The organism is Mycetohabitans sp. B3, assembly GCF_021498065.1.
Lineage (GTDB): Bacteria > Pseudomonadota > Gammaproteobacteria > Burkholderiales > Burkholderiaceae > Mycetohabitans.
This window is the reverse complement of sequence record NZ_JAHLKN010000002.1, coordinates 56030-69320: the sequence shown is the minus strand read 5'-3', so window position 1 is coordinate 69320 and position 13291 is coordinate 56030. Positions and strand designations below refer to the sequence as shown.

Sequence of the window (13291 nt, the reverse complement as noted above, 5' to 3'; positions counted from 1 at the left end):
CACCCACAGACGACCAGGCGCATACAGCAGCCATCCCAGCCAGGTCGACGCCTCGACCCGTTACCCATTTTTATAATGGCATTGGCAAAAACGCCCAGGTGCAGTGCGACGGGGTACGGGGCGCGGACCCGCGTTAGTGATCACAGCGCCAGCGTGCCCGCCGCCGCTTCAGCGCGGTGCCGCGCGATAGCGCGCAGGCAATGCGCGACACATCCGGCCAACGCCTCGTCAAACCATGGTTGGGCCCCCGAGACGCCCACCACGATGCCGTGTTGAGCCACACTGCCCCACAGGTTCGTGTCACCGCGGCGCAAACGGTGCGGCTGGCTGCACTGGACAAGCCGACTGTCTATACCGTGCTCCCACGACAGCCGCGCTTTGGCTCGTGCATACGCGCGGTAATCGGCGTCCCACTGCGCCGGATCTGGCATCGAATGCTCGTACAGGATCGCGTCCTCGAAGCACGCGTCGCTAGGACCGAGTGCCGGATCCATCACGACGATATGCAAGCACCCGCTGTCGCCGACGACTGTGTTGTGCAGCGCCGCCGATAGCGTCGGCAGCAACATCTCGATCGCGGCGCTGGCCGCGCTGCGGTCGGCATATAGACTACCGCTGCGGCGTGGGGTGGATAGGTTCCCTAGCGGGCTGGGCGTCGTCAAGCTCATCAGTTTCTCCTTGAATGAGTGGCTAATGCTCTGAGTGCGGCAATCAAATCGATCGCCTTGACTGGCTTGGTCAGATAGCCGCGAAAACCGGCTTCGACGGCACGCGCCCGCTCATGCTCACTTGAGTAGCCGGACAGCGCGATTACTTCGATCCGGCACGCGGTGTCGTCTGGACACGCCGCCTCAAGCTGCTTGACACGGGCCATCATCGAATATCCATTTTCCTCGCCCAGGTCGATGTCGCAGACCATCACGGCCGGCCAGTCGTCGCGCCGCGTGCGCCCAAGGTAGTCCAGCAGTGCCTGGCCGGATTTGAACGCCGCGACCTGCGCTCCGGCGCTGGTGAGCAGCGCGGACAGCGCGTCGCGCGCCTCCTCGTGATCATCCACACAGGCCACGCGTACGCCGTCCAGTCGCGCGGCGCCGAGCGCCTGCAGCGGTTGCGGCGCGAGGCCGTCAGCGGCGGGCAACTCCGCGACGGCCCGCAGCGGTAACGTGATGTGGATCGTGGATCCGACATCGTCGCGGCTGCGCAAGATATACCCACGCTGCTCCTCAAGCACGGCCTGGAGTGACTCCAGATCCAACAATGACAACTCCGGCGTCTCGAGATCCGGCGTGCAGATCGACACGCGTGCATCGTTGTCGTGACGAGCCACGCTTACCTCGATGCGGCTGCCTGCCCCGCCTGCTTCAATGCCGGTGCAGCACAACTGCCAGATAAAGCGCCGCAGCGTCGCCGCGTCGCCAGTGACGATTAGGTTGTCGTCGGTGATACGCTTGAACAAGCTCGCCTGATGGCGTACCGCGACCTCCTGCAGCGCGTCCAGCACGTTGTCGACCAGCGCACCGACGTTGATCGGCAAAAGCGCAAAGCGCTGTTCGGCGCGCTCCAACTCGCGTTGCTGCGCCTGCAACGCCCACATCTGCGCATAGACTCCACCCTTCTCTAGCAGGCTAGCGTGGGTCCCTTGCTCGACCAGTCGCCCGTGCTCCATGACTAGGATGCGATCGGCATCAACCACGGTCGAGAGCCGGTGCGCGATGATCAGACTCGTGCGGTGCTCGGCCACACGCATCAATTCCTGTTGAATCGCCCGCTCCGAACGGGTATCGAGCGCCGACGTCGCTTCGTCAAACACCACGATCGGCGGCTGTTTGAGCAGCGCGCGTGCAATGGCCACGCGTTGGCGCTCCCCGCCGGACAAGCGCACGCCTCGCTCGCCGACCCGCGTGTCGTAGGCATCCGGCAGGCGCTCGATGAACTCGCCCAATTGCGCGCCCCGCGCGGCGGCGATAATGTCGGCCTTGGTCGCGTCTTCACGACCGTAGCCGATGTTGTACGCGATCGTATCGTTGAACAGAATCGTGTCCTGCGGCACGATACCCAAGGCCGCCCGCAGGCTGCGCTGTGTGACCAGCCGCAAGTCCTGCCCGTCGATCTTGATTGATCCCGCATCAGGCTGATACAGGCGGAACAACAACCGGGCCAGCGTCGACTTGCCCGAGCCGCTGCCTCCCACGACGGCCACCGTCTGGCCCGGCTCGATCCGGAACGAGACATCCCACAGGATCCTACGACTGGGCTCGTAACTGAAGTCGACATGCTCGAAGCGGATCTCGCCACCGCGCACCACGAGCGGCTGCGCCGCCGCAACATCACCATCCTCGCCTGCCTGACCGCGCGCATCCAGCAGCGCAAACAGCCGCTCCACGTTGGTCATCGCGTCATTGGCCTCGCGGAATACGAAGCCCAACGTGTTCAGCGGCAGGCTGACCTGGATAATGTAAGCGTTAATCAGCACCAGGTCGCCAACCGTCATTGCGCCGCTTACCACGTGCTGGCCGGCCAACAACATCACCGCCGCAATGCCCGCGCCGATACACGCACTCTGCCCGATATGCAGCGTGGACAGCGCATATTGATTCTCGATACCCGCGTCCTGCCGTTGCTGCAGCACCTGGTCAAGCCGCTTGCACTCAAAATCCTCGCGCGCAAAATATTTGACCGTGTCGTAATTCAGCAGACTGTCGACGATACGGCTATTGGCCTGGGCTTCCAACGCGTTCATGCGGCGCTGCACCCGCACGCGGCGCCGCGTGAACACGATCGTATAACCCGCGTAGCCGGCAAATGTCGCAAAAATAATCAGCGTGAAGCCGCCGCCATACTTGCTAACCACAATGGCGAGCACCGACGCGATTTCGATGAGCGTTGGCACGATCGTAAAGACCGCAACACCCAGCAGGTAACCAATGCCGGCGGTACCTTTCTCCAGGTCGCGTACCACCGAGCCGGTCTCACGCTGCGAGTGAAAGCGCGCGCCCAGATGATGCAGGTGAGCAAACGTACGCGCAGTATAGTCGGCTACGGTGCGCTGCGTGACTTGCACAAATGTCATGTCGCGCACCTCGCTTAATGCATTCGACGCAAAGCGCACCACAGCATAGCCGAACAGCAGCAGGATCGGTATCGCGGCTGGCCGGCTCGTGACGTTGCCCAGCGCATCGACGATATCCTTGAGCAGCAGCGGGACCGCCACCGCAGCCGCCTTGGCTAGCAGCAGCAATGATACGGCGGCCAGCACCCGCGCCCTGTGGCGCCAGATGGCGTGCCACAGGTCGGAGGCGATCCGGGTGCGCAACCCGCTGATGCGGGCCGCGCCTGCGAAGGTGGGCGAAGTCATGGAAGCCAACTCGGTTTTGCGCGTTACGCCGCCATTGCAAGTTCTGTACCGCCGAGTGGCGTGGCTGCCAATGTGGTGAGGACTGCGTGCCGTGGCGCAAAGGTGGTGTCGGTGCTTGGGGCAATGACAGCCAGAGTGTTGCAATTTGTGCGACATGTCCCGAACAGCGTACCGAGGCAAGCTCGAGGGTCGCGATCTCCACCGGCCGGTTTAGCGGTAGACTATTTATATGGATGGATGCCGTTACTGCGGAAAATTTCGCGACGAATGGGATTGCCATGGCCAACAGTGCCGCCGAGCCATTGCCAAGGCACTGCGCCGGCAGCACGCCGGGCTGCCGATGGTGCCCAATACGATCCGCAATGAAATCCCGGTTGGTGCGACGACGCAGCAAGTCATCACAGTATTGTCCCGGCAGCGGTTACAAGCGCGGCGTGGCAATGAGGCGCGGCGCGAACGTAAGGAGATCGACGAGTTGGAACAGAAGTGATGTAATGCTGGCGCGTGTGATGTCGCGTTGGCTGACTGGCGCCAAGTTTGATTTCCGTCAAGAAACCGCAGACCTGGTCCGCCGAGACTCACAGGATGCCTTGTAGGGAGCGTTCCATGGGCCAGTCGATGAGGGACGCGGTCGTGCACGCGTTCGGAGGGCCGCTGCGAGTAGCAGAGGTTGCGGTATCAACGTCGAGCCTTGCTGCAGCGCGATCGCGATTCGCGTCGAGCTGCGTATCAACGCATGCCGACAGCAAGGCAGGGACTGTCGGGCCGGCGTCGCACGGTACACACCGGAAGTGTAAATAATACTTGTCTTCGGCGACAATCTGGAACCCTTGGCGCAGATAGAATCGCGCGGCGCGCTCGTTGAGCTTGAAAGTCTGCAGCTTGACCGTGCGGCCATCACGATGGGCGGCGTCACATACGCGGTGCAGTAGGGTCGCGCCAATCTGTCGGCCCTGGAATGCCGGATCCACCAACAGCAGCGCGACCTCCACCCCACCGTCTTCGCACACTTGCGTGGATAATACCCCTACCGCCCGCGACACGCCGTCAACCACGATGGCCTGGCACCGTGCAACCGGGTAGCTCACTCGGAAAGCCGCTCGGCGAAAATCGTCCTCCCAACCTAGCGTCTGCCTGAAGTAGCCGCTCAGGGAATCCCGGTACAGGTGAAAGAAATATCCGTACTCCTCACGAGTTGCTGCGCGCAGCGCGACCGGCAGTATCGTCGGGCTCCGGCCCGAATCTTCGATTAGCTCGTTCATCGTCTTGCCTATTTGGTTTTCTTTGGTCTCCTGCCCGCACCAGATGGCGCACGATGTGGCCCGCGCGCCGTTCCCGATCCATATCCTGCACCATCGACACCGCCGATAGTGTGCGAAACCGAGCACAGCCGTCTGTTTCGCGCTACAGCCGCGCACGCTTCAACCTAACGAACTGCGGCAAGCTTGCACTGCGAACAACCTGCGTTGCAACAACCCACACCGCAGCGGCCTGCGTCAATCCACCGCGCCGCGGCTAGCTTGCTATGACGGCCTGTCGGGTAGGTTAAGCGGATGAGTATCTTGGTGCAGCTTGAAACCCGGCAATGTTCGCGCGTCCGGGCTCGATGCAAGGTGGAGAGCCTGCTCGACGGCGGCGTTGAATTGGAATGTGCTGGCTCGCGTCAGAATACAGGTCTGGTCAGCGTTCGCCCGCTAGGAGACGGCGAATGGTTTGAGGGCCTTGAGGGAAACTGCCGGCCGTTGCGCGCTATTCCCCGTTTTTTAGTCATGGGTCAGCCTGTGCCATGCAGCGCAGCGGCGAACGATTCGGCCCGTGCGGCACACGCTGTGCCAGCACCGGTGCCCTCCATCTCTACCCTCCTCACTCCACCGTCACCGACTTGGCCAGATTTCGCGGCTTGTCCACGTCAGTACCGCGCGCGCAGGCAGTGTGATACGCGAGCAATTGCAATGGCACCACATGCAAGATCGGCGAGAGCAGCCCATAATGCTCGGGCATCCGAATCACATGCAGGCCTTCGTCGTTGACGATTCGCGTATCCGCATCAGCAAACACATACAACTGGCCGCCCCGTGCGCGTACTTCCTGGATATTGGACTTTAGTTTTTCCAGCAGCGCATCGTTCGGCGCGACGGTGACCACCGGCATCGCTTCGGTCACCAGTGCGAGCGGCCCATGCTTGAGTTCGCCGGCCGGATACGCCTCAGCGTGAATATATGAGATTTCCTTCAGCTTCAACGCGCCTTCAAGTGCAATCGGATAATGCATGCCCCTGCCAAGGAACAGCGCGTTTTCCTTGCGCGAAAATTCCTCTGCCCACGCGATGACCTGCGGCTCGAGCGCGAGCACGCTGTTGAGCGCCGCCGGCAGGTGCCGCAACTGCTTCAGGTACTGCGCCTGAAGACTCGCGTTGACATGACCGCGCAGCCGTCCCAGCGTCACCGCGAGCACGAACAGGGCAACGAGCTGCGTTGTAAATGCCTTGGTTGACGCCACGCCGATTTCGGTGCCCGCGTGCGTCAGCAAGCGCAGCGCGGTGAGCCGCACCATCGCGCTGCTCGCCACGTTGCAAATCGTCAGCGTATGCGAGTGTCCGAGCGCCTGCGCATGCTTGAGTGCGGCGAGCGTGTCCGCCGTCTCGCCGGATTGGGAGATCACCACGACGAGTGACCGGGGGTTCGGCACGGAGTCACGATAGCGATACTCGCTTGCGATCTCGACTTGCGTGGGGATTTTCGCGATCGATTCGAGCCAGTACTTCGCTGTCAAGCCGGAGTAGTAGCTGGTGCCGCACGCAAGAATCAGCAGGCTGTCGATCCCGTTGAACACGTCGCCGGCGCCAGCGCCGAACAGCTCGGGATCGAATGCGTCGGTCTGCGCAATCGTGTCGGAGATCGCCCGCGGCTGCTCAAAGATCTCCTTTTGCATGAAGTGCCGGTACGGCCCAAGCTCCACCGCGCCACCATACGCGTTGACGGTGCGTACCTCCCGCTGTACGAGGCTGCCGTCGCGGTCCGCGATCTGCACGCCGTCCAGCGTCAATTCAACCACGTCGCCTTCCTCGAGGAAAATGAAGCGGTCGGTGCTGCCCGCCAGCGCGAGTGCATCCGAGGCCAGGAAATTCTCCTGTTGGCCCAGCCCGACCACCAGCGGCGAGCCGGCGCGCGCGCCGCATACCCGATGCGGCTGATCTTTTGAGAACACGGCGATCGCGTAGGCGCCATGCAGCTGCTTCACCGCTTCGCGCACGGCGGCAAACAAGTCACCGCGATAAAGGCTGTAGATTAGGTGAGCGATGACCTCGGTGTCGGTCTGCGTCACGAACTCGTAACCGTTCGCGCGCAGGCCTTCACGCAAAGTTTCATAGTTTTCGATGATGCCGTTGTGAACCAGCGCAATCGTGTCGTGCGAGAAGATCGGATGCGCATTGTGCGTGACCGGCGCCCCGTGCGTCGCCCAGCGCGTATGCGCGATGCCAGTTTCCCCCGCCAGTTGCGTGTCGCGGATCTGCAGGTCGAGGTCCGCCACGCGCGATACGCTGCGGGCGCGCCGGGCGGCGCCATCGACGATAGCCGCTACACCACACGAGTCGTAGCCGCGGTATTCGAGACGTCGCAACCCCTCGACGAGGACCGGGACGATGTTACGTTGCGCTACCGCGCCGACAATGCCGCACATGATGTTTATCCGTGGAAAATGGAGGGTGACCGTTGGGCCGCCTCATCGGCGCCGTACATTCAGGCCTTTTTCTTGGCCGGTCGCGCGTACCCTGGCTTTGCGACCTGCGTTTTCTCGTTCAACACCAGCGCCCCGGCGGGCACGTTGCGCCAGACGGTGGTCCCGGCTGCGAGCGTCGCTCCTAAACCCACGACGACCGGCGCAACAAGCTGCGTACCAGAGCCAACGAATACGTCATCGCCGATCACGGTGCGATGCTTGTTCGCGCCGTCATAGTTGCAGGTGATCGTCCCGGCGCCGATGTTCACGCGCGCCCCGACGTCGGCGTCGCCGATATAGCTCAAATGGTTAGCTTTCGTGCCATGCCCGAGCACCGCGTTCTTGACCTCAACGAAGTTGCCCACATGCACGTTGCTGGACAGCACGGCCCCGGGACGCAGCCGCGCATATGGGCCGAGCACGACATTCTCGCCCACGCGTGCGCCCTCGACATGCGTGAACGCGTCCACGCGCGTGCCCGCGGCGATCGTCGCTTCGCGAATCACGCAGTTCGGCCCGATGCTGACGTGGTCACCCAGCACGACGTGTCCTTCGAACACGCAGTTGACATCGATCGATACGTCGGCGCCGCACTCCAGCGTGCCGCGCACGTCGATGCGCGACGCATCGGCCAACGTGACGCCAGCGTCCAGCAGTCGCAGCGCTTCGTTGCGCTGGTAGACGCGCTCCAGGTCAGCCAATTGTCGCTTGCTGTTCACGCCGAGCGTCTCCCATACGTCGTCTGGCTGTACACCGACGACCTCGACACCGTCTTCGATCGCGCGCTCGACGACGTCGGTCAGGTAGAACTCGCGCTGCGCGTTGTCGTTTGTCAACGAGCTTAGCCACGCGTCGAGCCGCCCGCTCGGCGAGATGACGATGCCAGTGTTGATCTCGCGGATTTCCCGTTGCTCCGGGTCGGCATCCTTTTGCTCGATGATCCGTGTGATGCGTCCGGCGCAATCGCGCACGATGCGACCATAACCGTGCGGGTCGTCCAGCGTGACGGTCAGCACCCCATAGTGGCCGTTGGCCGCCGCGTCGACCAGTCGCCGCAGTGTCGAGGCGCGCGTGAGCGGCACGTCGCCGTACAGCACCAGCGTGGGCAGTGCCGGGTCGATGAACGGCAGCGCCTGTTGAACCGCGTGACCGGTACCCCGTTGCTCGGCCTGCAGCGCAAACTGGATATCGGGCGCGGCGACGGCCTCGCGCACGGCCTGGGCGCCATGCCCGACCACCACGACGAGCCGGCTCGGCGTCAGCGCGCGCGCCGTCTCGATGACATGGGACAGCAATGGCCTGCCAGCCAGTGAATGCAGCACCTTTGGCCGCGCGGAATGCATGCGCTTGCCCATGCCGGCTGCAAGAATGACGATATTCACGGCGTCAACGTCCAACGAGTCTCGAAGGGCCGATTTTAGCATCGGGCTTGCTGCATTCCGTCGTGCAACCCACACACGGCGCGCCGACGTCGCGGCGTCACAGCGCGTCGAATGGCACGATCGGCACGGTGCCGCTGTCGGGCGTTGCACAAGGTTCGTCGTCGAATGCGATGTCGCCGTGCGGATCGGCCACGCCCGTCGCGCGCAGCCCGGCGAATGGAAACAGCCGAGGGTCCATCAAGTGCGACGGCACGACGTCGGACAATGCACTGAACATGTTCTCTACCCGTCCAGGGAAGCGCTTGTCCCATTCCTGCAGCAACGTCTTCATTTCGGCGCGCTTTAGGTTCGGCTGGCTGCCGCACAGATTGCATGGAATGATTGGAAATTCACGCAATTGCGCATATTTTTCCAAATCATTCTCTTTCACATAGGCGAGCGGCCGGATCACAATGTGCTTTCCATCGTCGGACTGCAGTTTCGGCGGCATCCCCTTGAGTTTGCCGCCGTAGAACATGTTCAGCAGCACGGTCTGCAAGATGTCGTCGCGGTGGTGGCCAAGCGCGATCTTGGTCGCGCCCAACTCACCCGCGACGCGGTATAGGATGCCGCGCCGCAGCCGCGAGCACAGCGAGCACGTCGTCTTACCCTCGGGCACGAGGCGCTTGACGATGCTGTACGTGTCCTGGTTCTCGACATGAAACGGCACGCCGCGTGCCGAGAGATACTCGGGCAGTACATGCGCGGGAAACCCAGGCTGCTTCTGATCTAAATTGACCGCGACAATGTCGAAATCGATCGGCGCTCGCTCGCGCAGCCGCAGTAGGATGTCCAGCAACGCATAGCTGTCCTTGCCGCCGGACACGCAAACCATCACCTTATCGCCGGCCTCGATCATGTTGTAGTCAGCAATGGCTTGGCCGGCCTGCCGGGCCAGCCGCTTGAACAGCTTGTTGTTTTCGTAGGCCTGTTTCTGCTCGCGACGGGTCAAGGCCCGCACGGTGGTCTCGGGTGCATGCATGTCAGGCTTCCTTGATACGGATGACTTCAACGCCCACTGACTCGCAGTCGGAGTAGACGTCCGGCTTCTCGGTCGATACGCGCACTGCCCGCACTTTCGGATGCGCCAGCATCGCGGCGGCAACGTCATCGCAAAACGTCTCTTGCAGATGGACGTGTCCGCGCGCGACCCGTTGGGCAATGGTCGAGCGCATGAAATCGTAGTCAACGACCTCGGCCAGCTTGTCGGCGCGCGGCGTCGATTCGGCCAGCGGCACGAACAGGTCGATGTTGACGATGACGCGCTGCTCGGCGCGTTTTTCGAAATCATGCACGCCAATGTTGATGGAAATCTCGTAGTTGCGCAGGAACAGGCGCCGACAGTCTGCGAGGCTTGGGTGCGAAAGGGCGGAGAGCATGGGCGATCCAGTCAAAAGTAGAGGCGGTGGCCGCGCGGCATGGCCCGGCCCGGCAGTAAGCACGCAAGCATCGCGCTCACGTATCCGTCATAAACATCACGTCGCGTGGCGACGGCACGAGGTGCTGGCCGCCATCGACCAGCAGCGTCGCACCCGTCACACCGCGCGCGTCGGCCAGGTAGCACACCGCTTCAACCAAGTCGGCCGGCGTCGATGCGCGTCCAAGCGGCGTGCGCCGGTGCGCGTCGCTAAAGCTTTCATCGGTCTGGCTACCGGAGCGCAGCGTGAGTCCGGGCGCGACGGCCACGACCCGCAGCTTCGGCGCGAGCGCCTGGGCCAGCGCCACGGTGGCCGCCTGCAGCGCGGCTTTCGTTAACGTATACGACAGATAGTCCGGATTCATGTTGTACAGTTTCTGATCGAGCACGTTGATGACCGAGCCACGCAACGTCTCGTCTTCGCGCGCCACCTCCGGAATCGATTCGTGCAGCGCCTGCGCGAGCGCCAGCGGCGCGCCGACATTGATCGCCGTCATGTTCAACAACGTGCCGTATCCGAACGTGGCTGCCGTATCCTCGTCAAACAGCGACGCGTTGTTCACCACGCATTCGATGCGCCCGAGCGCGGCGATGCTATCCGGCACCAGGCGCCGCACCTGTGCCTCGTCGGCCAGATCGGCGCGCAACGCGACAGCACGCTGGCCCAGCGCCTGTATGTCGGCGGTCAGCGACTGCGCGTCAGCCTCGGACGTATGGTAGTGGACCGCAATGTCCCAACCCCGCGCGGCCATGCCAAGCGCCAGCGCACGGCCGATGCGCCGTGCTGCGCCGGTCACCAGTGCGACACGGCGCACGGACGGCGCGTAAGAAGGGGAAGCCGGATACTGACCGGCGCACGACGGGTCGCTCATTTACAATGCGGGAATGAAGCCGAATTCAACGCAGCCTGATAGTTTACCCGTTCCTGGCGATACCGAGCTTGCCCACGTTCGTGCGTTAGTGCAGCACATCGCCGGTCAAATCGCTGCGGCCGGAGGGTGGTTGCCATTCGACCGGTACATGGAACTCGCGCTTTATACACCGGGTCTAGGCTACTACAGCGGTGGTCTAGTCAAGTTCGGCCGCGGTCCCGACGATGGGAGCGACTTCATCACCGCGCCGGAACTCTCGCCGCTGTTTGCACAGACGTTCGCCAAGCCGGTGGCCGAGATACTCGGCGCTACCGGCACACGCCACGTGGTCGAATTCGGAGCGGGAACGGGCAAGTTCGCCGCCGGCCTGCTGCGCACGCTGGATGCGCTCGGTGTCGGGTGTGCGCGTTACACGATCGTGGAATTGTCCGGCGAGTTGCGCGCGCGCCAGCGCGAGTGCATTGCGAAAACTGCACCGCAGTTCGCCTCCTGCGTCCAGTGGGTCGATGCGCTGCCCGAGCGCGTGGAGGGCGTGATGGTTGGCAACGAAGTGCTGGACGCCATGCCAGTGCGTCTGTTTGCGCGGCAAAATGGCTTGTGGCATGAACGCGGCGTCGCTGTGGCGGATGCGAGCCGCTTCGTGTTCGCCGATCGGCCGCTGGATGCCGCCGCCGTGCCGGCCGCGCTCGCGTGCGTTTCTGGCCGGCACGACTACGTGACCGAAACACACGAGGCGGCTGCCGCGTTCGTGCGCACCGTGTGCTCGGTGCTCGACCGCGGCGCCGCGTTGTTCGTCGACTATGGTTTCCCGGCTGCTGAGTATTACCATCCACAGCGCACGGAGGGCACGTTGATGTGCCACTACTGGCACCGTGCACACGGCGATCCGTTCCTTTACCCCGGCCTGCAGGACATCACCGCGCATGTGCAGTTCAGCGCCATCGAGCAGGCTGCCCACGACGCGGGCGCGCATTTGCTCGGATACACGTCGCAAGCACGCTTTCTGATGAACGCAGGCATCACGGACTCGCTGGCGCAACTGGATCCGGCCGATCCGGCTCGCTTCCTGCCCGCGGCTAATGCGGTACAGAAGCTGCTGTCCGAGGCAGAGATGGGCGAACTGTTCAAAGTGATCGCGTTTTGCCGCGGCCTGGATGGCGCATTGGGCGCGTTTGAGCGCGGCGATCGTTCGCACATGCTGTGACTCATGAGGCTGACCTGTCGATGTTCCGCTGGTTGCTGACCACCTTCATTGCCACCGTGATTCTTAGCGCGAGCTGGCCCTGGCTCGCCCGACTGGGCATCGGTCGCTTGCCCGGGGATCTCGCGCTCAGCTGGCGCGGCCGCCGTCTGCCGTTGCCGTTCATGTCGACGCTGCTGTTGACACTGCTGGGCTCGCTAATCGTGCGGCTGCTCTAGTCGCCGCACAGCGGCGTGGCTCGAGCAGCGTCAGAACCCGATTGAGCGTCTGCGCGCGTGGCGATCGAGTACCACGTCGTGCGCGCTCACCGCATCGCGTCCCGCCAGCCGCGCATTGCCGAAGCCGTGGATGATGGCGCGCCGCATCACGCGCGGCGACAAGGTTGACAGCACGTCCAGCGGCGCCTCTTCGAGCGCTTGCGGAAAACGCGCGCCCCATGCGTGCGATTCGCGGATCTCTGAGTAGATCGACTGGGCAATACGGCGCGCGCCATCGCGATCCGGCGTCGGGATCTCATAGACGTTCATCCGGTTCAGGATGGGCTCCGGAATGCAGTGCATGTCGTTGGCCGTCGCGATCCAAAGCACACTGGATGCATCGATGGGCACTTCGGCGAACTCGTCGATGAACGACTGCGCGGTGTCATGCTCGAGCAGCGCATACAGCGCGCCGAGTGGATCGTACTGCGCATCGCCGCCCGCCTTGTCGATTTCGTCGATCAGCACCAGTGGGTTCGCATAGGCGCCGTTGACCAGCGCGTCGAAGATCTTGCCTGGCTTGGCATTCTTCCACTGTGACGACGCCCCGGACAGAATCCAGCCCGCGGTGAGCGAACTCATCGCGACATAGTGATAGCCGGTGCCGATCAGGCGCGCAAGTTGCCGGGCAAAATGCGTTTTGCCGATGCCGGGTTCGCCCAGCAGCAGCATGGGCATTAACTCGAGCCTGTCGTCGGTCTCGGCCACGAGCGCGATCTGTTTGCGCACGTCCTCCAGCGGCTCGCTAAAGTTTGGGGACTCGGCGAGGAGCGCGTCGATTGACGGCAACCGGTTGGGCTTGACGCAAAAGCGCAACGCGCCGACCTTCAGCATTTTCTCGTAGGTGCTTCGCAACGCCTCGCTGGCGCCATCGGACAAGTCATGTAAGGCCGTCTCGATCTGACTTAAGTCATAGATCGGCTTGAAAGCCGCCACCGCGATTTCCTGCTTGACCATTGCGTTAGTCATATTCACCTCCTCTGCTGCCACGCCGCCCCGCGCGGCGCCAATTCAGTGTATCGGCGTCAATAAGTTGTGCAAGCTAGCA

At 63.1% G+C, this 13291-nt stretch carries 12 protein-coding genes; 3 read left to right on the top strand and 9 right to left on the bottom strand.

The genetic code is table 11. The features are described 5' to 3' along the window. Window positions 1-140 precede the first annotated feature (140 nt). On the bottom strand, window positions 141-668 hold the full coding sequence (locus KQH55_RS00570; protein WP_076796801.1) for a hypothetical protein: 528 nt from the start codon (window positions 666-668) through the stop codon (window positions 141-143). Further along, window positions 668-3355: an ABC transporter transmembrane domain-containing protein gene (locus KQH55_RS00565; RefSeq protein ID WP_076796800.1), complete on the bottom strand. Its 2688-nt coding sequence runs from the start codon at window positions 3353-3355 to the stop codon at window positions 668-670. Before KQH55_RS00565 ends, KQH55_RS00570 begins: the two co-directional genes overlap by 1 nt. A 229-nt stretch (window positions 3356-3584) precedes the next feature. Between KQH55_RS00565 and KQH55_RS00560 the strand changes: the two genes are divergently transcribed. Next, window positions 3585-3845, top strand: coding sequence for a hypothetical protein (locus tag KQH55_RS00560; protein ID WP_076796799.1), 261 nt, complete (start codon window positions 3585-3587; stop codon window positions 3843-3845). A gap of 88 nt (window positions 3846-3933) precedes the next feature. Here the strand turns inward: KQH55_RS00560 and KQH55_RS00555 are convergent, their stop codons facing one another. From KQH55_RS00555 to KQH55_RS00530, 6 genes are all read right to left on the bottom strand, one after another. After that, complete coding sequence (locus KQH55_RS00555) at window positions 3934-4617, bottom strand: GNAT family N-acetyltransferase (protein WP_083703741.1); 684 nt, start codon at window positions 4615-4617, stop codon at window positions 3934-3936. Between the two features lie 601 nt (window positions 4618-5218). Continuing rightward, on the bottom strand, window positions 5219-7036 hold the full coding sequence (gene glmS / locus KQH55_RS00550; RefSeq protein ID WP_076785693.1) for a glutamine--fructose-6-phosphate transaminase (isomerizing): 1818 nt from the start codon (window positions 7034-7036) through the stop codon (window positions 5219-5221). Between the two features lie 59 nt (window positions 7037-7095). Next, window positions 7096-8457: a bifunctional UDP-N-acetylglucosamine diphosphorylase/glucosamine-1-phosphate N-acetyltransferase GlmU gene (glmU, locus tag KQH55_RS00545; RefSeq protein ID WP_076797331.1), complete on the bottom strand. Its 1362-nt coding sequence runs from the start codon at window positions 8455-8457 to the stop codon at window positions 7096-7098. A 97-nt stretch (window positions 8458-8554) separates the two neighbouring features. Further along, the gene (ttcA, locus tag KQH55_RS00540; RefSeq protein ID WP_076796797.1) at window positions 8555-9478 is read right to left on the bottom strand and encodes a tRNA 2-thiocytidine(32) synthetase TtcA; all 924 of its coding nucleotides are present in this window, start codon (window positions 9476-9478) and stop codon (window positions 8555-8557) included. Between the two features lies 1 nt (window position 9479). After that, window positions 9480-9875 (bottom strand): dihydroneopterin aldolase, encoded by a 396-nt coding sequence (locus tag KQH55_RS00535; protein WP_076785695.1) that lies wholly within the window; start codon window positions 9873-9875, stop codon window positions 9480-9482. A gap of 76 nt (window positions 9876-9951) precedes the next feature. After that, window positions 9952-10785: an SDR family oxidoreductase gene (locus tag KQH55_RS00530; protein WP_235089978.1), complete on the bottom strand. Its 834-nt coding sequence runs from the start codon at window positions 10783-10785 to the stop codon at window positions 9952-9954. Window positions 10786-10798: 13 nt separating this feature from the next. Here KQH55_RS00530 and KQH55_RS00525 point away from each other — a divergent pair, with 13 nt between their 5' ends. After that, window positions 10799-11989 carry a class I SAM-dependent methyltransferase gene (locus KQH55_RS00525; protein ID WP_235089977.1) on the top strand — a complete coding sequence of 397 codons (1191 nt, stop codon included), beginning with the start codon at window positions 10799-10801 and terminating at the stop codon, window positions 11987-11989. 20 nt (window positions 11990-12009) lie between these two features. Further along, window positions 12010-12204: a DUF2905 family protein gene (locus KQH55_RS00520; RefSeq protein WP_076787500.1), complete on the top strand. Its 195-nt coding sequence runs from the start codon at window positions 12010-12012 to the stop codon at window positions 12202-12204. A gap of 30 nt (window positions 12205-12234) precedes the next feature. Here KQH55_RS00520 and KQH55_RS00515 read toward each other — a convergent pair whose 3' ends face one another. Continuing rightward, entirely contained in the window at window positions 12235-13212 is a 978-nt protein-coding gene (locus KQH55_RS00515; protein WP_076787502.1) for an AAA family ATPase, read from the bottom strand. Window positions 13213-13291: the final 79 nt, after the last annotated feature.